24 protein-coding genes are annotated in these 19,979 nt (G+C 66.9%); 19 read left to right on the top strand and 5 right to left on the bottom strand.

All coding sequences use genetic code 11. From position 1 onward, the window contains the following. Positions 1–17: 17 nt before the first annotated feature. The 19 genes from MY55_RS07005 to MY55_RS06915 all read left to right on the top strand — a co-directional run bounded on the left by MY55_RS07005 (position 18) and on the right by MY55_RS06915 (position 14,331). Entirely contained in the window at positions 18–1,043 is a 1,026-nt protein-coding gene (locus tag MY55_RS07005; RefSeq protein ID WP_043578371.1) for a COX15/CtaA family protein, read from the top strand. Further along, positions 1,040–1,939, top strand: coding sequence for a heme o synthase (locus MY55_RS07000; RefSeq protein ID WP_043578374.1), 900 nt, complete (start codon positions 1,040–1,042; stop codon positions 1,937–1,939). The genes MY55_RS07005 and MY55_RS07000 overlap by 4 nt, the downstream gene beginning before the upstream one ends. Beyond that, positions 1,939–2,517, top strand: coding sequence for an SCO family protein (locus MY55_RS06995; RefSeq protein ID WP_043578376.1), 579 nt, complete (start codon positions 1,939–1,941; stop codon positions 2,515–2,517). The genes MY55_RS07000 and MY55_RS06995 overlap by 1 nt, the downstream gene beginning before the upstream one ends. 45 nt (positions 2,518–2,562) lie before the next feature. After that, the gene (locus tag MY55_RS06990) at positions 2,563–3,327 is read left to right on the top strand and encodes a flagellar brake protein (RefSeq protein ID WP_052941462.1); all 765 of its coding nucleotides are present in this window, start codon (positions 2,563–2,565) and stop codon (positions 3,325–3,327) included. Between the two features lie 39 nt (positions 3,328–3,366). Further along, positions 3,367–4,008: an ATP phosphoribosyltransferase gene (hisG, locus tag MY55_RS06985; protein ID WP_043578379.1), complete on the top strand. Its 642-nt coding sequence runs from the start codon at positions 3,367–3,369 to the stop codon at positions 4,006–4,008. Between the two features lie 89 nt (positions 4,009–4,097). Further along, positions 4,098–5,390, top strand: a complete 1,293-nt coding sequence (gene hisD / locus MY55_RS06980; protein WP_065202154.1) for a histidinol dehydrogenase — start codon at positions 4,098–4,100, stop codon at positions 5,388–5,390. A gap of 130 nt (positions 5,391–5,520) precedes the next feature. After that, entirely contained in the window at positions 5,521–6,597 is a 1,077-nt protein-coding gene (gene hisC / locus MY55_RS06975) for a histidinol-phosphate transaminase (RefSeq protein ID WP_065202153.1), read from the top strand. A 4-nt stretch (positions 6,598–6,601) separates the two neighbouring features. Next, a complete protein-coding gene (gene hisB / locus MY55_RS06970; RefSeq protein ID WP_043578387.1) occupies positions 6,602–7,195 on the top strand; it encodes an imidazoleglycerol-phosphate dehydratase HisB in 594 nt (197 codons plus the stop codon). A 46-nt stretch (positions 7,196–7,241) separates the two neighbouring features. After that, a complete protein-coding gene (gene hisH, locus MY55_RS06965) occupies positions 7,242–7,880 on the top strand; it encodes an imidazole glycerol phosphate synthase subunit HisH (RefSeq protein WP_043578390.1) in 639 nt (212 codons plus the stop codon). Between the two features lie 21 nt (positions 7,881–7,901). Beyond that, positions 7,902–8,642, top strand: a complete 741-nt coding sequence (hisA, locus tag MY55_RS06960) for a 1-(5-phosphoribosyl)-5-[(5-phosphoribosylamino)methylideneamino]imidazole-4-carboxamide isomerase (protein WP_043578393.1) — start codon at positions 7,902–7,904, stop codon at positions 8,640–8,642. Positions 8,643–8,718: 76 nt separating this feature from the next. Then, positions 8,719–9,483, top strand: a complete 765-nt coding sequence (gene hisF, locus MY55_RS06955; protein WP_043578396.1) for an imidazole glycerol phosphate synthase subunit HisF — start codon at positions 8,719–8,721, stop codon at positions 9,481–9,483. Beyond that, positions 9,480–9,863 carry a phosphoribosyl-AMP cyclohydrolase gene (gene hisI, locus MY55_RS06950; protein WP_047237452.1) on the top strand — a complete coding sequence of 128 codons (384 nt, stop codon included), beginning with the start codon at positions 9,480–9,482 and terminating at the stop codon, positions 9,861–9,863. The genes hisF and hisI overlap by 4 nt, the downstream gene beginning before the upstream one ends. Positions 9,864–9,984: 121 nt before the next feature. Then, positions 9,985–10,311, top strand: coding sequence for a phosphoribosyl-ATP diphosphatase (locus MY55_RS06945; protein ID WP_043578402.1), 327 nt, complete (start codon positions 9,985–9,987; stop codon positions 10,309–10,311). 13 nt (positions 10,312–10,324) lie between these two features. Beyond that, positions 10,325–10,648 (top strand): histidine triad nucleotide-binding protein, encoded by a 324-nt coding sequence (locus MY55_RS06940; protein ID WP_043578405.1) that lies wholly within the window; start codon positions 10,325–10,327, stop codon positions 10,646–10,648. 53 nt (positions 10,649–10,701) lie between these two features. Next, positions 10,702–10,908 (top strand): Sec-independent protein translocase subunit TatA, encoded by a 207-nt coding sequence (gene tatA, locus MY55_RS06935; RefSeq protein ID WP_043578407.1) that lies wholly within the window; start codon positions 10,702–10,704, stop codon positions 10,906–10,908. A gap of 15 nt (positions 10,909–10,923) precedes the next feature. Beyond that, positions 10,924–11,418 carry a Sec-independent protein translocase protein TatB gene (tatB, locus tag MY55_RS24590; protein WP_047237453.1) on the top strand — a complete coding sequence of 165 codons (495 nt, stop codon included), beginning with the start codon at positions 10,924–10,926 and terminating at the stop codon, positions 11,416–11,418. Beyond that, complete coding sequence (tatC, locus tag MY55_RS06925) at positions 11,415–12,158, top strand: twin-arginine translocase subunit TatC (protein ID WP_043578419.1); 744 nt, start codon at positions 11,415–11,417, stop codon at positions 12,156–12,158. Before tatB ends, tatC begins: the two co-directional genes overlap by 4 nt. Next, positions 12,155–12,499, top strand: coding sequence for a DUF2069 domain-containing protein (locus tag MY55_RS06920; RefSeq protein ID WP_047237454.1), 345 nt, complete (start codon positions 12,155–12,157; stop codon positions 12,497–12,499). Before tatC ends, MY55_RS06920 begins: the two co-directional genes overlap by 4 nt. A gap of 200 nt (positions 12,500–12,699) precedes the next feature. Beyond that, entirely contained in the window at positions 12,700–14,331 is a 1,632-nt protein-coding gene (locus tag MY55_RS06915; protein WP_043578426.1) for a methyl-accepting chemotaxis protein, read from the top strand. Positions 14,332–14,397: 66 nt separating this feature from the next. On the opposite strand, the gene MY55_RS06910 is transcribed toward MY55_RS06915, so the two are convergent. The 5 genes from MY55_RS06910 to MY55_RS06890 are packed head-to-tail and all read right to left on the bottom strand — an operon-like array spanning position 14,398 to position 19,932. Further along, positions 14,398–15,186 carry a TatD family hydrolase gene (locus MY55_RS06910; RefSeq protein WP_047237455.1) on the bottom strand — a complete coding sequence of 263 codons (789 nt, stop codon included), beginning with the start codon at positions 15,184–15,186 and terminating at the stop codon, positions 14,398–14,400. After that, positions 15,186–15,869 (bottom strand): hypothetical protein, encoded by a 684-nt coding sequence (locus MY55_RS06905; RefSeq protein ID WP_047249961.1) that lies wholly within the window; start codon positions 15,867–15,869, stop codon positions 15,186–15,188. The genes MY55_RS06910 and MY55_RS06905 overlap by 1 nt, the downstream gene beginning before the upstream one ends. Positions 15,870–15,906: 37 nt before the next feature. After that, positions 15,907–16,443, bottom strand: coding sequence for an NUDIX domain-containing protein (locus MY55_RS06900; protein ID WP_065202152.1), 537 nt, complete (start codon positions 16,441–16,443; stop codon positions 15,907–15,909). Further along, on the bottom strand, positions 16,440–18,200 hold the full coding sequence (locus tag MY55_RS06895) for an ABC transporter ATP-binding protein (protein ID WP_043578440.1): 1,761 nt from the start codon (positions 18,198–18,200) through the stop codon (positions 16,440–16,442). The genes MY55_RS06900 and MY55_RS06895 overlap by 4 nt, the downstream gene beginning before the upstream one ends. Continuing rightward, on the bottom strand, positions 18,190–19,932 hold the full coding sequence (locus MY55_RS06890; RefSeq protein ID WP_065202151.1) for an ATP-binding cassette domain-containing protein: 1,743 nt from the start codon (positions 19,930–19,932) through the stop codon (positions 18,190–18,192). Before MY55_RS06890 ends, MY55_RS06895 begins: the two co-directional genes overlap by 11 nt. Positions 19,933–19,979: the final 47 nt, after the last annotated feature.

The raw sequence follows: 19,979 nt of genomic DNA, 5'->3' as shown, positions 1-19,979 counted from the left end.
GATAGGGGACTTTTGCCATGCGAAAACTGGTTTGGCTGGCCTTGCTGCTGGCCGCGGTCGTGGTGCCGTTCGGCGCCTATGTCAGATTGTCCCATGCCGGCCTCGGCTGTCCCGACTGGCCCGGATGCTACGGCCAGTTGTCGCCGTCGCACGCGGCGCTTGCCATCCAGCAGGCCCAGGCGCTGGCGCCGGATGGGCCGGTCAGCCTGGACAAGGCCTGGAAGGAGATGCTGCACCGCTACCTGGCCGGCAGCCTGGGCGCGCTGATCGTATTGATCGCCTGGCAGGCCTGGCGCACCGGCCGGCAGCGGCTGCCGGCTGCGTTGTTGCTGGGTGTGGTGCTGACGCAGGGCCTGCTGGGCATGCTGACGGTCACCCTGTTGTTGAAGCCGGCCATCGTCACCTCGCATCTGCTGGGCGGCATGGGCGTGCTGCAGATCCTGGCGTGGATGGCAGCATCGCCGCGGCTGGCCGCGGTGACAGCGCCGCCGCTGCTGGGCCGTCTGTCCGGCCTGCTGGCGTCGGCGCTGGCGCTGCAGCTGGCGCTAGGCGGCTGGGTGTCCAGCAATTACGCGGCGCTGGCTTGCCAGGGGTTTCCCGGCTGCAACGGCGACGCCTGGCCGGCCCTGCGGTTCGATCATGCCTTCCATCTGCTGCGCGAGCTGGGCGAGGCGCCGGACGGCAGCCTGCTGGATTTCGCCAGTCTGGTGACCATCCATTGGCTGCACCGGCTGGGCGCGCTGCTGGTGTCGCTGCTGTTGCTGTCGGTGCTGGCGCTGGGCTGGCGGCTGCCGCCGCTGCGGCGCCATCTGGCCTGGCTGGCCGCGGCTTGGCTGCTGCAGGTGGGCCTGGGCATCGCCAACGTGTTGCTGCAGCTGCCTTTGCCGCTGGCGGTGGCGCATAACGCCGGCGCGGCGCTGCTGCTGATGGCCGCTTTATTGCTGCTGTCGCGGCTGCGGCCGCGCGCGGCTGAACTCAGGCCGGCGGCGCGGGTGACGCCGGCCGTCATGACCGGCGTCACCAGACCGGGAGAGGGCAGATGAGCGAATTGAGTTTGCCGCTGTGGCGGCAGCACGCGCAGGCCTTGTGGCAGCTGTCCAAGCCCAGGGTGGTGGCGCTGATCGTGTTCTGCGCGGTGATCGGCATGTTTCTCGCCAGCCCGGGGCTGCCCGACCCCGCGGTGCTGGCGGCGGCGACTCTGGGCATCGCGCTGGTGGCGGCGGCGGCGGCGATGATCAACTGCCTGGTGGAGCGCGGCGTCGACGCCCGCATGCGCCGCACCGCCTGGCGCGCCACCGTCACCGGCGAGATCGGCGGCCTGGAAACCCTGCTGGCGGCGCTGGCGCTGGGCGGCATGGGCCTGCTGCTGCTGTTTGCCGGCTGCAACGCGCTGACGGCCTGGCTGACGCTGGCCACCTTTGTCGGCTACGCCATCGTCTACACCCTGCTGCTCAAGCCGAACACGCCGCAGAACATCGTGATCGGCGGCGCCAGCGGCGCCATGCCGCCAGTGCTGGGCTGGGCGGCGGTCAGCGGCGAGATCAGCGCCTTCGCGCTGGTGCTGTTCCTGATCATCTACGCCTGGACGCCGCCGCATTTCTGGGCGCTGGCGCTGTACCGCCGCGACGACTACGCCCGCGCCAATCTGCCGATGCTGCCGGTCACCCACGGCCAGCGCTACACCACCTTGTCCATCGTGCTGTACACGCTGCTGCTGTCGGCGATCACCTTGCTGCCAGTGGCTTTGGGTGAGTCGGGCCGGATTTACATGGCAGCGGTATTGCTGCTGGACGCCAGGCTGCTGTTTCTTGCTGTCAGCCTGCATCGCCAGTATGCTGACGCTCTGGCGCGCCGCACGTTCCGCTGGTCGATCTGGTATCTGACCTGGCTGTTCGCGGCTTTACTGATCGACCACTACTGTCTGATACCGCTTACCTGATGTCCAAATTCCTGCAGTTGTTGCTTGGCCTGCTGACGGCGTTCGCGCTGTCGGCCTGTGCGCCCGCCGTCAATTTCAAAGGCACGGCGATCGATGACGATTCCATGGGCGGCAATTTCACGCTGACCGATTTCCACGGCAAGCCGCTTGGCCTGGAGGCTTTCCATGGCAAGGTGGTGGCGCTGTTCTTCGGCTACACCAATTGTCCGGATGTGTGCCCGACCACCATGCTGGAATACGCGTCGGTGATGAAGCAGCTGGGCGCCGACGCCGACAAGGTGCAGGTGCTGTTCGTCAGCGTCGACCCGGAGCGCGACACGCCCAAGGTGCTGGCCGGCTACGTGCCGCACTTCGACAAGCGCTTCATCGGCTTGACCGGCACGCCGGAGCAGATCGAAAAAGTGAAGAAGCAATACAAGGTGGTGGCGCAGAAAGTGCCGACGCCGGGTGGCGGCTACAGCGTGGACCACAGCGCGGGTTCCTATCTGCTGGACCAGAAAGGCAAGCTGAGGGTGTTTCAGGCCTATGGCACGCCGGCAGCCAACCTTGCTTATGATATCCAGCAGTTGTTACGCTAAACTGGGCGTATCACTCTCATTCGCAGACATGAAGGTCGGAACATCGTGAGCAACGACACCTCTCCCGGCAGCCCGACAGGCTCGCATCAGCCGCTGGATCTGGCCAAGTTCACCCTGGCCACGCCGGCGGAGATCGCGCAGCACCTGGCGAGCATCGCCAAGCACGGCCACATGGTGACGGTTTTCGCCAACAAGGGGAAAAGCTTCATCCTGACGCGCCTGCTCGATGTCGACTTCCAGACAGGTCTGTTCACGTTTGACTGGGGCGCGGAAGAGGATACCAATGCCCAGGTGCTGAACAGCGAGCGCAATGTCTTCGTCTGCTCGCCGGAAGGAGTGAAAACCCAGTTCGTCACGGGCCAGGTGAGCAAGGTGATGCTGGAGGGCCGGCCGGCCTTCCTCAGCAAGCTGCCCGAACAGGTGATCAAGCTGCAGCGGCGCGAGTTTTTCCGCATCCAGACCCCGCTGGGCACCCCGGTGTTCTGCCATATCGCCGACTTCGGCCAGCGCGCCATCGACCTGGCGCTGTTCGACATCAGCCTGGGCGGCATGAGTCTGTGGCTGCCCGGCGTGTCCACCACCGGTTTCGAAATCGGCCAGCAGTACCGCCAATGCACGATAGACCTGAAGCCGTTCGGCACGCTCAACCTCGGCATCGAGGTGCGCCACCGGTTGACCGCGCGCATGCGCAACGGCAACGAGGCGATGCGGATAGGCTGCTCCTATCTCAACCTCACGCCGCAGATGGAAACCCTGATCCAGCGCTATGTCGGCTTCCTGGAGCGCGAACGCCGCGCGCTGGTCGGCTGATTCCACACGATCCACATACTTTTACCGCAGTAGAACATCATGAAGCTGACCATCGCCCTGTCCAAGGGCCGCATTTTTGAAGAAACGCTGCCGCTGCTGGCGGCTGCCGGCATCGTGCCGGCGGAGAATCCCGAATCCTCGCGCAAGCTGATCATCGGCACCAATCATCCGGACGTGCAGCTGGTGATCGTGCGCGCCTCCGACGTGCCCACCTATGTGCAGTACGGCGCGGCCGACCTCGGCATCGCCGGCCGCGACGTGCTGATCGAGCACGGCGGCGCCGGCCTGTACCAGCCGCTTGACCTGAACATCGCCAAGTGCAAGATGATGGTGGCGGTGCAGGAAGGCTTCGATTACGACGCCGCCGTGCGCCAGGGCGCGCGGCTGAAGATCGCCACCAAATACCCGCAGATCGCCCGCGAGCACTTCGCCAAGAAGGGCGTGCACGTCGACATCATCAAGCTGTACGGCTCGATGGAGCTGGCGCCGCTGGTCGGCCTGGCCGACGCCATCGTCGACCTGGTGTCCACCGGCGGCACGCTGCGCGCCAACAAGCTGGCGGCGGTCGAACACATCATCGACATTAGCTCGCGCCTGGTGGTGAACCAGGCCGCGCTCAAGCTGAAATACGACGCGATCCAGCCGGTGCTGGACGCTTTCGCCGGCGCTGTGCCGGCCTGATTCATCCGCATGCCGGCTGGGTAGCGGTCAACCGTATGCCTGCGGCCGGCGTTGCCAACTGTTCAGACTCCAAGCATCAGAGAATCATCATGTTGAAACTGTCCTCCTCCCAGCCCGACTTCGCCGCGCGCCTCCAAGCGCTGCTGGCCTTCGAAACCGCGCAGGACCCCGCAGTGGACGCCGCCGTGGCGGCCATCTGCGCCGATGTCCATCATCGCGGCGACGCGGCGCTGGTGGAGTACACCAACCGTTTCGACCGCATGCAGGCGGCCTCCATGGCCGACCTGACATTGTCGCGCGAGCAGCTGGAGGCGGCGTTCGCGCGGCTGCCGGCCGACGTGCGCGACGCGCTGACCGCCGCCGCCGAACGCGTGCGCCGCTACCATGAAAAGCAGCTTGCTCACTCCTGGAGTTATGAAGACGAAGACGGCACCCTGCTGGGCCAGCAGGTGACGCCGCTGGACCGCGTCGGCATCTACGTGCCGGGCGGCAAGGCGGCTTATCCCAGCTCGGTGCTGATGAACGCGCTGCCGGCCAAGGTGGCCGGCGTAGGCGAAATCATCATGGTAGTGCCGACGCCGGGCGGCGAGCGCAATGATCTGGTGCTGGCCGCGGCCTATATCGCCGGCGTCGACAAGGTCTTTACCTGTGGCGGCGCCCAGGCGGTGGCGGCCCTGGCCTATGGTACCGAAACCATCCCTCAGGTGGACAAGATCACCGGCCCCGGCAACGCCTATGTCGCCGCCGCCAAGCGCCGCGTGTTCGGCGTGGTGGGCATCGATATGGTGGCCGGCCCGTCGGAAATCCTGGTGATCTGCGATGGCGACACCGATCCGGACTGGGTGGCGATGGACCTGTTCAGCCAGGCCGAGCACGACGAGATCGCCCAAGCCATCCTGCTGTGCCCGTCGGCCGATTACATCGCGCGGGTGGAAGCCAGCATCCAGAAGCTCATGCCGGCCATGCCGCGCCGCGCCATCATCGAGGCCAGCCTCGGCAACCGCGGCGCGCTGATCCAGGTGGCCGACCTGGCCGAAGCCTGCGAGATCAGCAACTACATCGCGCCGGAGCACCTGGAGCTGTCGGTGGCCGATCCGGACGCGCTGCTGCCGCAGCTGCGCCACGCCGGCGCCATCTTCATGGGCCGCTTCACCTCGGAAAGCCTGGGCGACTACTGCGCCGGCCCCAACCACGTGCTGCCGACCAGCCGCACCGCGCGGTTCGCCAGCCCGCTGGGCGTGTACGATTTCCAGAAACGCAGCAGCCTGATCCGCGTGTCGCAGGCCGGCGCGCAGAAGCTCGGCCGCATCGCCAGCCTGCTGGCGCATGGCGAGGGCCTGACCGCCCACGCCCGCGCCGCCGAACTGCGGCTGGACAAGTAAGCGCCGTGCCCGCGCCGCAACAGGCGCGGCTTCCTGGCCGCGCGGCGGTAGCCCGCCGCGCGCCGACGCGTTACGATGTTTTTTTGCCCGCCCGCGGGCTCATGACGGCGCGCCGCGCCGCAGACACACGATGACGACCAAACTGACCGCCAAGCAACTCGTCCGCGACGAGATCGCCGCCATCGGCGCCTACCATGTGGCGCCGGCCGCCGGCTTGATCAAGCTGGACGCGATGGAAAACCCGTGGCCGCTGCCGATCGAATTGCAGCACGCGCTGGCCGCCGAACTGGCCCAGGTGGCGCTGAACCGCTATCCGGACGCCAACGGCGGCGGCCTGAAGGACGATCTGCGCGCCGCCTTCGCTATTCCGGCCGGCGCCGACATCGTGCTCGGCAACGGCTCGGATGAGCTGATCACGCTGGTCACCCAGGCGTTGGCGCGTCCCGGTGCCAAATTGCTGGCGCTGGAGCCGTCGTTCGTGATGTACAAGATGAACGCGCTGTTTTCCGGCCTGCAGTATGTCGGCGTGCCGCTGAACGGCGATTTCACGCTGAACCTGCCGGCCACGCTGGCCGCCATCGAGCGCGAACAGCCGGCGGTGGTGTTCGTGTCCTATCCCAACAACCCGACCGGTCCGCGCTACGCCCGCGACGAGGTGCTGGCGATCTGCCGCGCCGCGCCGGGGCTGGTGGTGGTGGACGAGGCTTACCAGAGCTTCGCCTCCGACAGCTTCATGGATCTGGCCTGCGAGCTGGACAACCTGTTGGTGATGCGCACCCTGTCCAAGCTGGGCCTGGCCGGCATCCGCCTCGGCTACGCCGCGGCCAGCCCGGCCTGGATCGAGCAGCTGAACAAGGTGCGGCCGCCGTACAACGTCAACGTGCTGACCCTCGCCGCCGCGAAGTTCGCGCTGAAGCACCTGGACGTGTTCAACCGCCAGGCCGCCGAATTGCGCGCCGAACGCGCCCGCCTGAGCGATGCGCTGTCGGCGTTGCCGCAGTTGGCGGTGTTCGCGTCCGAGGCCAACTTCCTCACCGTCCGCGCGCCGGACGCGCCGGCGCTGTTCCAGCACCTGAAGGCGTCCGGCATCCTGATCAAGCAGCTGCACGGCAGCCACCCGTTGCTGGACCACTGCCTGCGCCTGACCGTGGGCAGTCCGGATGAGAACGCCGCGCTGCTGTCCGCCATCCAACGTTTTTTCGCCTGAAGCCATGAGAACCGCAACCGTCACCCGCAACACGCTGGAAACCCAGATCACCGTCATGCTGAATCTGGACGGCACAGGCCAGGGCCGCTTTGAAACCGGCGTGCCCTTCCTCGACCACATGATGGACCAGATCGCCCGCCACGGCCTGATCGACCTCGACGTCAAGGCGGTGGGCGACCTGCACATCGACGCCCACCACACGGTGGAAGACATCGGCATCACGCTGGGCCAGGCCTTCGCCCGCGCCATCGGCGACAAGAAGGGCATCCGCCGCTATGGCCACGCCTACGTGCCGCTGGACGAGGCGCTGAGCCGGGTGGTGATCGACCTGTCCGGCCGCCCGGGCCTGGTCTACCACGTCGACTACACCCGCGCCAGCATCGGCCAGTTCGATGTCGACCTGTTCTCCGAGTTTTTCCACGGCTTCGTCAACCACAGCATGGTCACGCTGCACATCGACAATCTGCGCGGCCACAACAGCCACCACCAGGCCGAAACCATCTTCAAGGCATTCGGCCGCGCGCTGCGGATGGCCTGCGAGCACGACGAGCGGATGGCCGGCATCACGCCGTCCACCAAGGGCACGCTGAGCATATGAGCCGCGCCGCGGAGTGGTTCCAACCCGAATATGAGCAGGTAGCAAGATGAAAGTCGCAGTCATCGACTACGGCATGGGCAATCTGCACTCGGTGCTGAAGTCCCTGCAGGCCGTCAACGAAACCGGCGCCGATATTTTCCTCACCCGCGACCCGGAAGCGGTGGTGAAGGCCGATAAGGTAGTCTTCCCCGGCCAGGGCGCGATGCCCGACTGCATGCGCGAATTGAACCGCCACGGCCTGGCCGACGCGGTCCGTGAAACCACGCAGAGCAAGCCGTTTTTTGGAATCTGCGTCGGCGCGCAGCTATTGTTCGATCATAGCGAGGAAGGCGACACCGCCGGCCTGGGCCTGTTTGCGGGCAAGGTGGTGCGCTTCGCCGACGGCCTGGTCGCCGGCGGCGAGCGCCTGAAGGTGCCGCACATGGGCTGGAACCAGGTTTACCAGCGCCGCGCCCACCCGATGTTCGCCGGCATCGCCGATGGCGAGCGCTTCTATTTTGTGCATAGTTACCACTTTGCGCCCGGCGACGCGTCGCTGAGCCTGGCGGAAAGTGATTATCCCGAGCGTTTTTCCTGTATCGTCGGGCGTGGCAATATATTCGCCACACAGTTTCACACCGAGAAGAGCCACCGGGCCGGACTTCAGATGATGAAGAACTTCCTGGCCTGGGACGGCAATGTTTAACTTACGTTTCGACTTAGCACCATGCTGCTGATACCCGCGATAGACCTGAAAGACGGTCAATGCGTGCGCCTGAGACAGGGCGCGATGGACGATGCCACCATTTTCTCCGACGATCCGGTCAAGGTTGCCGCCCACTGGCGCGACCAGGGCGCGCGCCGGTTGCATCTGGTGGACCTCAACGGCGCCTTCGCCGGCAAACCCAAAAACCTGGCGGTGATCCGCGACATCCTCGGCGAGGTCGGCGAGGACATGCCGGTGCAGCTGGGGGGCGGCATCCGCGATCTGGACACCATCGAGGCCTACCTCGACATGGGCCTGTCCTATGTGATCATCGGCACCGCCGCCGTCAAGACGCCGGGCTTCCTGCATGACGCCTGCGACGCCTTCCCCGGCCAAGTCATCGTCGGCCTGGACGCCAAGGACGGCATGGTGGCGATCGATGGCTGGGCCAAGATCACCAATCACAATGTGATCGATCTGGCCAAGCGCTTCCAGGATTACGGCGTCAACTCGGTGATCTACACCGACATCGGCCGCGACGGCATGATGAACGGCGTCAACATCGAAGCCACCGTCAAGCTGGCGCAGGCGCTGACCATCCCGGTGATCGCCTCCGGCGGCCTGACCAACCTCGACGACATCCGCGCGCTGTGCGCGGTGGAGGAAGAGGGCATCGAAGGCGCCATCACCGGCCGCGCGATCTACGAGGGCAGCATTGATTTCGCCGCCGCGCAGACGCTGGCGGACGAACTGGCCGAATAAAAACGGCTGCAGGCGGCGCGTCCGCCGCCGGGAGCGTTCCCGGCGTCGGCGCGCTGCCGGTTTTGCGGATACTCACATGCTTGCCAAACGCATCATTCCCTGTCTTGACGTGACCGCCGGCCGGGTGGTCAAAGGCGTCAACTTCGTCGGCCTGCGCGACGCGGGCGACCCGGTGGAAATCGCCCGCCGCTACAACGAGCAGGGCGCCGATGAACTCACCTTCCTCGACATCACCGCAAGCTCAGACCAGCGCGACATCATCCTGCACGTGATCGAGGCGGTGGCCGACCAGGTCTTCATCCCGCTGACGGTGGGCGGCGGCGTGCGCACGCTGGCAGATATCCGCCGCCTGCTCAACGCTGGCGCCGACAAGGTCAGCATCAACACCGCCGCGGTCACCCATCCCGAATTCGTGCAGGAGGCGGCCGACCATTTCGGCAACCAATGCATCGTGGTGGCGCTGGACGCCAAGGCGGTGACGCCGGAGAACGACCGCTGGGAAGTGTTCACCCACGGCGGCCGCAACCGCACCGGGCTGGACGCCGTCGAGTGGGCGCGCAAGATGCAAGAGCTGGGCGCCGGCGAAATCCTGCTCACCAGCATGGACCGCGACGGCACCAAGTCCGGCTTCAACCTGCCGCTGACGCGCGCGGTGTCCGACGCGGTGGGCATTCCGGTGATCGCCTCCGGCGGCGTCGGCAATCTGCAGCACCTGGTGGACGGGGTGAAGGAAGGCCACGCCGACGCGGTGCTGGCCGCCAGCATCTTCCACTTCGGCGAATACACGGTGGCCCAGGCCAAAGAGGCGATGCGCGCCGCCGGCATCGAGGTGCGGCTATGAGCTGGCTGGATGAAGTGAAGTGGGACGACAAGGGCCTGGTGACCGCCATCGCCCAGGACGCGGCCAGCGGCCGGGTGCTGATGGTGGCGTGGATGAACCGCGAAAGCCTGCAGCTGACCGCCGACACCGGCATCGCGCATTATTTCAGCCGCTCGCGGCAGAAACTATGGAAAAAAGGCGAGGAGTCCGGCCACCGGCAGACGGTGAAGGAGTTGCGGTTGGACTGCGACGGCGACGTCATCGTGATGCAGATAGAACAAATCGGCGGCATCGCCTGTCATACCGGACGGGAAAGCTGTTTTTACCGCCGTTTCGAGAATGGCGGCTGGACCATCGTCGACGCCGTGCTGAAGGATCCGCACAGCATCTATCACGGCTGAGTTGCCGCCGATCAACGCCGCGGCAGGCGGACGGGTTAGAATGGCTGGCCGGGCCGCGCTGTCATCAGCGCGCCATGCCGGGCCCGCATAATCGCCGGATTTCGGCGCAAAGGATATCGATATGACCCCGGATGTGTTGAAAAACATCGCCGATACGCTGGAGGCGCGGCGCGAGGCCGCTCCGCAATCGTCCTACGTGGCTTCGCTGTTCCACAAGGGCGAGGACGCCATCCTGAAGAAGGTGGCGGAAGAGGCCGCGGAAACGCTGATGGCCTCCAAGGACAAGGATAAACTGCACCTGGTGCGCGAAGTCGCCGATCTGTGGTTCCATACCATGGTGCTGTTGACATATCATGGCCTGCGTCCGGAAGACGTGGTGATGGAGCTGCATCGCCGCGAAGGCATTTCCGGGCTGGACGAGAAAGCCTCGCGCAAACCCTCCGCCTGATACGGGATACAAGATGAGCGACTGCCTTTTCTGCAAGATCGTGGCGGGACAGATTCCCGCCAACAAGGTTTACGAAGACGACGACGTGCTGGCCTTTCACGACATTCGTCCGATCGCGCCGGTGCATTTCATGATCATTCCCAAGCTGCACGTCGATTCGCTGGCCCATTGCGGTCCCGAGCATGAGGCGGTGCTGGGCCGGATTCTGACGCTGGCGCCGAAGCTGGCCAAGGAGCAGGGCCTGGAGTCCGGCTTCAAGACCGGCATCAACACCGGCCGCGGCGGCGGCCAGGAAGTGTTCCACCTGCATGTGCACGTGTTCGGCCACAAAGGCTGAGCGCGCCTGGGCGTCGCGCGGCGCCGCCCGTTTCTGAAATAAGGAAAGTGAAAATGGGTTCTCTCAGCATCTGGCACTGGCTGATCGTGCTGCTGATCGTGGTACTGGTGTTCGGCACCAAGAAGCTGCCCAATATCGGCAAGGATCTGGGCAATGCGGTCAAGGGTTTCAAGGAAGGCATGAACGAAGGCAAGGGCGGCGCGCAGCAGCCTCCCGAGCAGACCGGCCGCATCATCGACGGCGAAGCCGACAAGAAATAAGCACGGTGACGCGGCGTGCTTGACATCAGTTTCGGCGAATTCGTCCTGATCGGCGTGGTGGCGCTGGTGGTGCTGGGGCCGGAGCGCCTGCCCACCGTGGCCCGCACCGTGGGGGCGCTGGTGGCGCGCGCGCAGCGTTTCGTCGCCACGGTGAAGGCCGACATCCACCAGCAGGCCAACCTGAGCGGGCTGGACAGCCTGCGCCAGGACTTGCAGGATGCCGCCCATACCTTCCGCGGCCAGCTGGAAGCGGAAGTGAATGAAGTGCGGCAGGCGGTGGATGGCCATGCCGCCGAAGCGCGCGCGCTGGCTGACGAGGCCGCCGGCCCGCTGTTCGAGGCCGAGCGCACGATACACCAGAGCCTGCATCCCGAAGCGGAAGCGGCCGAGGCGCCGGCCGCGGCCGAAGCCGCCGCGCCGCGCGACGAAAACCAGCTCGACCTGTTCGACGATCTGCCGCCGCACCATCCGCCCGCTTCCCAACCCTCCGCCTCCCAAGCCCGCGAATGAACGAACAACCGCTGCTCGCGCACCTGATCGAGCTGCGCACCCGGCTGGTGCGCGCCCTGTTGGGCATCGCCCTGGTCTTCCTCGGCCTGTTCCATTGGTCGTCCGACATCTACCATCTGCTGGCCAAGCCTTTGCTGGACGCGCTGCCGCAGGGCGGCAGCATGATCGCCACCGAAGTCACGTCCACCTTCTTCGTGCCGATGAAGGTGACCATGCTGGTGGCCTTCCTGGTGTCGCTGCCCAACACGCTGTACCAGGTGTGGGCCTTTGTCGCGCCCGGGCTTTACAGCCATGAGAAAAAGCTGGTCCTGCCCTTGGTGCTGGCCAGCCTGCTGCTGTTCCTCCTGGGGATGAGCTTCGCTTATTTCCTGGTGTTTCCGGTGGTGTTCCACTTCATGTCGGCGGTGACGCCGGCGGGGGTGAGCATGATGACCGACATCGACAAATACCTGTCCTTCGTGCTCGGCATGTTCCTCGCCTTCGGCACCACCTTCGAGGTGCCGGTGATCGTGATCCTGCTGACGCGGATGGGCGTGGTGACGGTGGCCAAGCTGCGCGAGGCGCGGCCTTACGTGATCGTCGGCGCCTTCGTGGTGGCCGCCATCGTCACGCCGCCGGACGTGCTGTCGCAGACCATGCTGGCGGTGCCGCTGTGGCTGCTGTTCGAAGTGGGGGTCCTGGCGGCGGCGCTGATGGAGCGCAAGGCGCGCGCGCGCGAACAGGCCGAATCGGCGCCATGAGCCGCGACTTCTTCCGCCGCGGCGCGTCGGCGGCGCTGATCGCGCTGATCCTGCTGACGCTGGCCTGGGAGCTGTCGCTGGCGCCGCTGCGTCCGGGCGGCTCCTTCCTGGCGTTCAAGGCCTTGCTGCTGTTGCTGCCGCTGCGCGGCATCCTGGCCGGCCGGCTCTATACCTATCAATGGTCCAGCATGTTCATCCTGGCTTTTTTCAGCGAAGGGGTGATGCGCGGCTGGGCGGACCCCGGCCTCGCCGGACGCTTTGCCTTGGGTGAAGTTCTGCTTAGTACACTATTCTTTATCTGTGTATTGGGATTTGCCAGGAGCTTCAAGCGCAGAGCTTGAGCTGCGACACGCGCGCGAAAAAGCCGGCGGCCCATGCTGCCGGCTTTTTTTTGAGCTTTTTGATACTGCGACGGCGTGAATTTAACCGTTGGGGATGTTGTAACTGGTTTGTAACGACAGTCGTCAACTAGAATCGCAGCACTAAAACGGATCGGGCTCAGCCCGGCCAGGTTCAATCTCATCGGGTATGGGGAAATACCATGCGGAATTTGTCTATCGCGGCCAGGATCACCCTGGGCTTCGGGCTATTGTTGGCGGCCCTGATCTTGACCGGTTGTCTGACCCAGCTGGGTCTGAACAAGATCTCCAAGCGGGTGGAGGAGGTCAGCTCGCATGACCTGCTGTTCTACACGGACATCGTCGAATTGCAGCGCAATATGGGCAATCTGCGCCGCTTCGAAAAAGACTACTTCATCAATATCGCCGACGACGCCAAGCGCGCCGAATACCTGGGCAAGTGGAAGAGCGCGCAGGCGGGCGCGCAGAAGGCCATCCAGCAGGCCGGCGGCCATCCGCTCAACGACGACGCCGCTCAGCAGCTGAACAAGCTGTCGACGCTGCTGGCCGGCTACGCCGACGGCGTCGGCAAGGTGTCCGGCATGGTGGAAGGCAAGCAGGTCACCGCCACCGCCGACGCCAACAAGCAGCTGGATCAGTACAAGGACAACATCCATCAGATGGAAAGCGTCAGCGAGGCGCTGGGCAAGGTGGCGGCCGATGCGGTGGGCCAGCTGGACGACCAGATCGACGCCACCGCCGCCAGCGTGCGCAACCAGCTGCTGGTGGAAATCGCCGTGGCGCTGGCGGCCGGCGCGCTGGTGGCCTGGATCATCATCGCCTCCATCCGCCAGCCGCTGCTGCAGATGCGCGATAGCAGCCATGAGCTGGCCGACCAGCGCAACCTCAGGCTGCAACTGCCCGATTTCGGCCAGAACGAGCTGGGCAACGTCGCCGGCTCGCTGACCAAACTGGTGGACACGGTGCGGGCGGTGGTGGTGGAGTCGCAGGGCCACTCGACCAGCCTGGCCCAGGCCGCCGGCCAGCTCAGCCAGGTCAGCGAGCACGTGTCGTCGGCGTCGGCGCGGCAATCCGAGGCCGCCGCCAGCGGCGCCGCGGCGATCGAGCAGATGTCGGTCAGCATCAATCTGGTGGCAGACAGCACCCAGGACGTGGAGCGCCAGGCGCGCCTGACGATGGAGCAGGCGTCGGCGGGCAACGAGCTGGCGCAGAAGGCGGCCGGCGAAATCCGCCAGATCGCCAGCAGCATCACCGAAACCGCCGCGGTGATGGAAGGCCTGAACCAGCGCTCGGCCGATATCGGCGACATCGTGCGGGTGATCCACGACATCGCCGACCAGACCAATCTGTTGGCGCTGAACGCGGCGATCGAGGCGGCGCGCGCCGGCGAGATGGGGCGCGGCTTCGCCGTCGTCGCCGACGAAGTGCGCAAGCTGGCCGAACGCACCAGCCAGGCCACCACCGAGATCTCCAGCCATATCGACGGCGTGCTGGCCGATACCCAGCGCGCCTACCAGAGCATGCAGCAGGCCAACAGCCGCATCGAAACCGGCGTGGTCAGCGCCTCCAGCGTCGCAGACGCGCTGGGCCAGATCCGCGAGCTGGCCGAGCATTCGGTGGAGCGCATCACCGACATCGCCAGCGCCATCACCGAGCAAAGCCACGCCAGCCAGGAAGTGGCGCGCAACGTCGAGCAGATCGCGCAGATGAACGGCCAGACCAACCAGGCCGCCGGCGAAGCCAGCACGCTGGCGTCGCGGCTGCAGACGCTGTCGCACGAACTGGACGGCTGCCTGCAGCGTTTCCGCACCTGAGCGGCCGCGGCTGCGCCCGTCGCAAAAAAGCCCCGGCAGGTCCGGGGCTTTTCGCTGGGCCGGCGCTCAGCGCAAGGCCAGCGCCGCCAGGGTGTTTTCGCGCAGCGCCCGCCGCAGCGGCGCGGCCGCCATGCCGCGCAATTCGGCCAGCACCTCGACGAAGCGGGCCAGCTGGAACGGCTCGTTCGGCGTGTCCTGCGCGTATTCCGGCCGGATGTCGGGCGCGTCGGTTTCCAATGCCAGGCTGGAGAGCGGCAGGGTGGCGGCCAGCGCGCGGATGCGGCGCGAGCCGCTGTAGGTCATCGCGCCGCCGAAGCCCAGCTTGAAGCCCTGGCGGATGAAGGCCTGCGCCTGTTGTTCGCTGCCGTTGAAGGCGTGGGCGATGCCGCATTCCACCTTCTGTTCGCGCAGGTGTTTCAGCACCCGGTCCACCGAGCGCCGCACGTGCAGCACCACCGGCAGGCCGTGCTTGCGCGCCAGCTTCAATTGCTCGACCAAGAGTTTTTCCTGCCGCGCCGGCTCCAGCTCGGGCAAGTAGAAATCCAGTCCGATCTCGCCGACGGCGACCGGCGCGTGCTCTGCCAGCGCGGCGTCCAGCAGCGCCAAGTGCTCGTCCAGATGCTGGTCCAGATAGATGGGGTGCAGGCCGAAGGCGATCCAGCAGCCGTAGCGTTCGCGCATCGCCAGCACGTCGGCGAAAGTGCCGGCCGTCACCGCCGGCACCAGCAGTTGGCCGACGCCGGCCGCGCGCGCGCGCGCCACCACGCCGTCCACGTCCGCCGCCAGCTCCGGCGCGTCCAGGTGGCAGTGGCTGTCTATCAGGCAGTCCTCCGGCGGCAGCGGATCGAAGCGCATCACAGTTTCCAGGTGAAACCCAGCAGCGTCTGCCAGCCGGCGGTATGGCTGCCGGTGTTTTCCGCCGCCCAGCGGCTGCCGGCGCCCAGGTCCAGCGTCCAGTGGCGGGAGAGCGGGTGCGACATCACCAGCATCAGATTGCTTTGCTCCAGCTGCCAGCCGGCGCCGTCGTCATGGTGATTCAAACCCAGCCGGCGCTCCTGGTTGGCCAGGCTGGCCCAGCCCAGCACCGAGAATTTTTGCCCGCGCCAATCGCCCAGCGGCGCGTCCAGGCTGGCCACCAGCAGTTGGCCGGGGTGACTGTCGCCGATGCGGCTGGCGTAGCCGAAGGACAGGCTGCCGTCGCGCGGCAGGTCGAAGCCGTAGCGGGCGATGGCCAGGCTCTGCGACACGCCGCCGCCCAGGCTCCAGGCCGGCTCGCTGGCCACGCCCAGCGACACCCAGCCGGCCGGCGCCGGCAGCGCCCAGCCGCCTTCGCCATCCTGGATGTACAAGGCGCCGAAGCGGGTGCGGTACTGCATGTCCACGCTGGGCTGCAGCCGCGAGGAATTGCCGTAAGCGGTCTGCCGGGTCATCAGCTCGGTGCTGATCGACAGGTCGAGGTCCTTGCCGTCGTCGGCGCGGCAGGAGAGGGAGGCCAGCGACAGCAAGAGCAGGCTGGCGAGGAAGTGCAGGCGGGACATGGGGGCTCCGGTAGTGTGAAAGGGCCAGGGCCCGCGTTCAGGCGTCTATCTTAGCCAGTTTGGCGGCAAAGCGCGCGAGATGCGGCTCGCTGGCGGGAGGCATCTGGTCGAAATCAAACCAGCGCGCTTCGCGGAATTCTTCCTGGCCATGGCGCAGCGGCAGGGAGCGCGAAATCGGCAGCGCATACCATAGCGTCACATCGGTATGGCCGCCGGCGACTTTGGTGCAAGTGAGAAACGAGGCGGCTGGCACCGGCAAGCCTTTCACGCCCAGTTCTTCGAACAGCTCGCGGACCACCGTATCGCGCGGGTGCTCGCCGGGCTCGGCGTGGCCGCCGGCGGGCAGCCACAAGCCGGCGATGCGATGGTCCACCAGCAGCAGGCCGGCATCGTCCTTCAGCGCGAAATAGGTCGACAAATGCACCAGCGGCGTGGCCGGCTTCGCTCGCCGCCACAATTCCGCGCCGGAGTCTATCCAATCCAGCGCGGCCTGGCGGTGTTGGGCCTCCAGCGCGTCCAGCGGCGTAATGGCGGCCACCTCGGCGCGGATGGCCGCGCACGCATCCAGGCTCACGCCTCGTCCTCGGTCTGCATCTGCTGCAGCAGGTACAGCCGCTGGTAGATGCCGCCCAGCTGCATCAGCTGCTCGTGGTCGCCGGTTTCGGCGATGCGGCCGTGGTTCAGCACGATGATGGCGTCGGCGTCGCGGATGGTGGACAGGCGGTGGGCGATGGAGATCAGCGTGATCTTGCCGGCCAGCTTGGCCAGCGCCTGCTGCACCAGTCGCTCGGTCTCGCTGTCGATGTGCGAGGTGGCCTCGTCCAGCAGCAGGATGCGCGGCTTGCCGGCCAGCGCGCGGGCGATGGCGATCAGCTGCTTCTGGCCGCTGGACAGCCGCGCCCCGCTCTCGCCCATATCGCTGTCGTAGCCGTTCTCCAGCGACAGGATCAGCTCGTGCACGCCGGCGGCGCGGGCGGCTTCCTCGATTTCGCTCTGCGGCAGGTTGCGGCCCATGTCGATGTTTTCGCGGGCGCTGGCGGCCAGCAGGAACGGGTCTTGCGGCACCAGGCCGACGCCGGCGCGGAAGGCGGCGTCGCCGATATCGTCCAGCGGCTGGCCGTCGATCAGGATTTGCCCCTGCTGCGGCCGGTAGAAGCGCAGCAGCAGCGACAGCAGCGTCGATTTGCCGCTGCCGGTGTGGCCGACGATGCCGACGAAGCCGCCGGCCGGAATCTCCAGGCTCAGCTCGTGCAGCACCGGGTGTTCCGGCTGGTAGCCGAAGCGCAGGCCGCGGAAGCTGACCGCGCCGGCGGCGATGGCGCCGTCGGCGGCCGACTGCGGCGCGGCGGTTTCCCGCAGCAGGTGGCTGACGCGGCTGGCCGCCACCACCGCCTGTTGCAGCTGGCCGAACTGCAAGGTGATCTGGATCAGCGGCTCCACCACCCGGCCGATGTAGCCGACGAAGGCGTACAGCACGCCGATTTCCACCCCGCCCAGCTCGCGCTGGCCGTAGCTGTAGATCACCGCGATCAACAGCAGCACGTTCAACAGGTCCAGCGCCGGGCGCAGCAGCCAGGCGTTGGCGTTCAATTCGCGCAGCCGCGCCTGGTAATAACGCTGGTTGGTGTCGTCGAAGCGGGAGACGAAGCGGCTCTCGGCGTTGCTGGCCTGCAGCACGGCGATGCCGGCTATCGATTCCGCCATCTGCGCGTTGATGTCGCTGCGCAGCGCGCGGGCGCGCGCCACCGACGGCGCGCTCAGCCGCTGGTACAGCCAGACGATGAAGAAAGTGGCCGGGAACAGCAGCAGCGTCACCAGCATCAGCCGCCAGTCCAGCCAGGCCATCGCCGCCAGCGCGCCCAGCACCACGATGCTGCTGTTGAGGATGACGAACAGCGCCTGCACGTACAGCGCTTTGACCGACTCGGTGTCGTTGGTGACGCGGCTGACCAGCTGGCCGGTGATGGCCTGGTCGAAGAAGGCCATCGGCAGCCGGATCACATGGCCGTACACCCGCTCGCGCAGGCGCAGCACCGCGCGCATGGCCACGCCGGCCAGCCGCACCAGCTGCCGGTAGCGCAGCACGGCGGCGATGACGCCCAGCGCCAGGCTGCCGGCCAGCAGGCCGACGACGGGCGACCATTCCAGCCGGTGCGGCAGCAGGTAGCTGTCGATGAAGATCTTGCCCAGCAGCGGCGCGGCCGCTTCCAGCAGGGCGGCGATCAGCAGCCAGCCGCCGCCCAGCCACAGATGGCGCAGGTCGGGGCGGGCGGCGTCGGTCAGCAGGGCGACGGCCTCGCGGCTTTGGGTGCGGGTGGCGTCAGATTTCATCCAGGCTGGCCTCCAGTTGTTGATAGCGCCATTGGCTGGCGTACCAGCCGTCGCGTTGCAGCAGTTGCTCGTGGCTGCCTTGTTCGGCGATGCGGCCGTGGTGCAGCGCCACGATGTGGTCGGCGTCGGCCACCGCCGACAGCCGGTGGCTGACGATGATCACGCTGCGGCCGCGCCGCGCTTCGCGCAGGTGCTGCAGGATTTGCGTCTCGGTTTGGGTGTCCACCGCCGACAAGGCGTCGTCCAGTAGCAATAGCGGCGCGTCGGCCAGCAGCGCGCGGGCGATGGCGACGCGCTGGCGCTGGCCGCCGGACAGCGCCACGCCCTTTTCGCCCACCGGGGTGGCGTAGCCCTGGGGCAGGCGCAGGATGTCGTCGTGCACCGCCGCCAGGCGCGCCACGCGCTCGATGTCGGCCTGGCTGGCGTCGGGCCGCGCCAGCGCGATGTTTTCCGCCACGCTGGCGGAAAACAGAAAGGCCTCTTGCGGCACCCAGCTGATGGCGGCGCGCAAGGCGGCCAGCCGGTAGTCGGCGATGTCGGCGCCGTCCCAGCGGATGGCGCCCTGCTGCAGCGGGTATTGCCGCAGCAACAGCTTCAGCAGCGTGGACTTGCCGCTGCCGGTGGGGCCGACCACCCCCAGCGTGCGCCCCGGCGGCAGGTCGATCGAAACCTGGCTCAGCGCGGCGGCGGCCTCGGGCGCGTAATGGAAGGTCAGACTGTCGAAATGCAGCGCGCCGGGGACGAGCTCGGCGCGGCCGCCGGCGTCGGCCACGTCCGGCTCGGCCTCCAGCGCCGGCTGCAGCCGCTGCCAGGCGGCCGAGCCGCGCTGCAGCAGCGACAGCACCCAGCCGGCGGCGAACATCGGCCAGATCAGCTGTACCAGATACATATTGAAGCTGGTCAGCGCGCCTATGGTCAGCTGGCCATGCCATACCAGGTAGCCGCCGACCGACAGCGCGATGACCGAGGCGCTGACCAGCGACACGCCGACAGCCGGCTCGAACGCCGCCTCCCAGCGCTGCGCTTCGAAACTGCTGTCGGCGGCGGCGGCGGCCAGCCGCGACAATTCGGCGTCGTTGCGCGCCTCCAGCCCCAGCGAGCGCAGCGTGCGCACGCCGCTCAATGTTTCCTGCACGTGGTCGTTCAGCCGACCGAAGCGCGACAGCGCCTCGCCCCATTCGCGGTGGATGTGGTTGGAAATGCGGGAGAAAGCCCAGGCCATGAAGGGGAAGGGCAGCAAGGCCGCCAGCGCCAGCCGCCAATCCACGCTCAGCGTCATCATCGCCAGCACCAGCACCAGGGTCAGCAGGCCGTCGAAGCCGGCCAGTATCGCCTCGCCGGCGGCCATTTCCACCGAATCGATGTCATTGGTGGCGCGCGCCATCAGGTCGCCGGTGCGCTGGCGCTGGAAAAACGCCGGCCCCTGGCGCGACAGCTGGCGGTACAGCCGGGTGCGCAGCTCCACGCCCAACTGGTAGGAGGTGGAAAACAGCTGCAGCCGCCAGCCCACGCGCAGAAAATAGATGGCCAGGCCCATGGCCAGCAGCTTGGCCAGCTCCCGCAGCAGATCGCCGCCGGCCAGCCGGTGCGCCACCAGCGCGTCGACGATGCGGCCGACTTCGCGCGGGATCATCACGGTCAGCGCCGCCACCGCCGCCAGCATCAGCGCGGCCAGACAGTAGGGGCGCAGATGGCGCAGGACGAAGGAAAACAGCAGGCGGGGCAGGCTCATGGGCGGGTCTTGGCGGCGCGGCGGTTTGAGAGTGCACATTCTATGCA

The sequence above is a fragment of the Chromobacterium subtsugae genome (assembly GCF_001676875.1).
GTDB lineage: Bacteria > Pseudomonadota > Gammaproteobacteria > Burkholderiales > Chromobacteriaceae > Chromobacterium > Chromobacterium subtsugae.
This window is presented reverse-complemented; position numbering and strand designations above follow the sequence as displayed.

What these genes read in the sequence shown, in the direction of transcription:
- MY55_RS07005 (WP_043578371.1), top strand. Translation starts at nt 18, where the DNA reads ATGCGAAAACTGGTTTGGCTGGCCTTGCTGCTGGCCGCGGTCGTGGTG.
- MY55_RS07000 (WP_043578374.1), top strand. Translation starts at nt 1,040, where the DNA reads ATGAGCGAATTGAGTTTGCCGCTGTGGCGGCAGCACGCGCAGGCCTTG.
- MY55_RS06995 (WP_043578376.1), top strand. Translation starts at nt 1,939, where the DNA reads ATGTCCAAATTCCTGCAGTTGTTGCTTGGCCTGCTGACGGCGTTCGCG.
- hisG (WP_043578379.1), top strand. Translation starts at nt 3,367, where the DNA reads ATGAAGCTGACCATCGCCCTGTCCAAGGGCCGCATTTTTGAAGAAACG.
- hisD (WP_065202154.1), top strand. Translation starts at nt 4,098, where the DNA reads ATGTTGAAACTGTCCTCCTCCCAGCCCGACTTCGCCGCGCGCCTCCAA.
- hisC (WP_065202153.1), top strand. Translation starts at nt 5,521, where the DNA reads ATGACGACCAAACTGACCGCCAAGCAACTCGTCCGCGACGAGATCGCC.
- hisB (WP_043578387.1), top strand. Translation starts at nt 6,602, where the DNA reads ATGAGAACCGCAACCGTCACCCGCAACACGCTGGAAACCCAGATCACC.
- hisH (WP_043578390.1), top strand. Translation starts at nt 7,242, where the DNA reads ATGAAAGTCGCAGTCATCGACTACGGCATGGGCAATCTGCACTCGGTG.
- hisA (WP_043578393.1), top strand. Translation starts at nt 7,902, where the DNA reads ATGCTGCTGATACCCGCGATAGACCTGAAAGACGGTCAATGCGTGCGC.
- hisF (WP_043578396.1), top strand. Translation starts at nt 8,719, where the DNA reads ATGCTTGCCAAACGCATCATTCCCTGTCTTGACGTGACCGCCGGCCGG.
- hisI (WP_047237452.1), top strand. Translation starts at nt 9,480, where the DNA reads ATGAGCTGGCTGGATGAAGTGAAGTGGGACGACAAGGGCCTGGTGACC.
- MY55_RS06945 (WP_043578402.1), top strand. Translation starts at nt 9,985, where the DNA reads ATGACCCCGGATGTGTTGAAAAACATCGCCGATACGCTGGAGGCGCGG.
- MY55_RS06940 (WP_043578405.1), top strand. Translation starts at nt 10,325, where the DNA reads ATGAGCGACTGCCTTTTCTGCAAGATCGTGGCGGGACAGATTCCCGCC.
- tatA (WP_043578407.1), top strand. Translation starts at nt 10,702, where the DNA reads ATGGGTTCTCTCAGCATCTGGCACTGGCTGATCGTGCTGCTGATCGTG.
- tatC (WP_043578419.1), top strand. Translation starts at nt 11,415, where the DNA reads ATGAACGAACAACCGCTGCTCGCGCACCTGATCGAGCTGCGCACCCGG.
- MY55_RS06920 (WP_047237454.1), top strand. Translation starts at nt 12,155, where the DNA reads ATGAGCCGCGACTTCTTCCGCCGCGGCGCGTCGGCGGCGCTGATCGCG.
- MY55_RS06915 (WP_043578426.1), top strand. Translation starts at nt 12,700, where the DNA reads ATGCGGAATTTGTCTATCGCGGCCAGGATCACCCTGGGCTTCGGGCTA.
- MY55_RS06910 (WP_047237455.1), bottom strand. Translation starts at nt 15,186, where the DNA reads ATGCGCTTCGATCCGCTGCCGCCGGAGGACTGCCTGATAGACAGCCAC.
- MY55_RS06905 (WP_047249961.1), bottom strand. Translation starts at nt 15,869, where the DNA reads ATGTCCCGCCTGCACTTCCTCGCCAGCCTGCTCTTGCTGTCGCTGGCC.
- MY55_RS06895 (WP_043578440.1), bottom strand. Translation starts at nt 18,200, where the DNA reads ATGAAATCTGACGCCACCCGCACCCAAAGCCGCGAGGCCGTCGCCCTG.
- MY55_RS06890 (WP_065202151.1), bottom strand. Translation starts at nt 19,932, where the DNA reads ATGAGCCTGCCCCGCCTGCTGTTTTCCTTCGTCCTGCGCCATCTGCGC.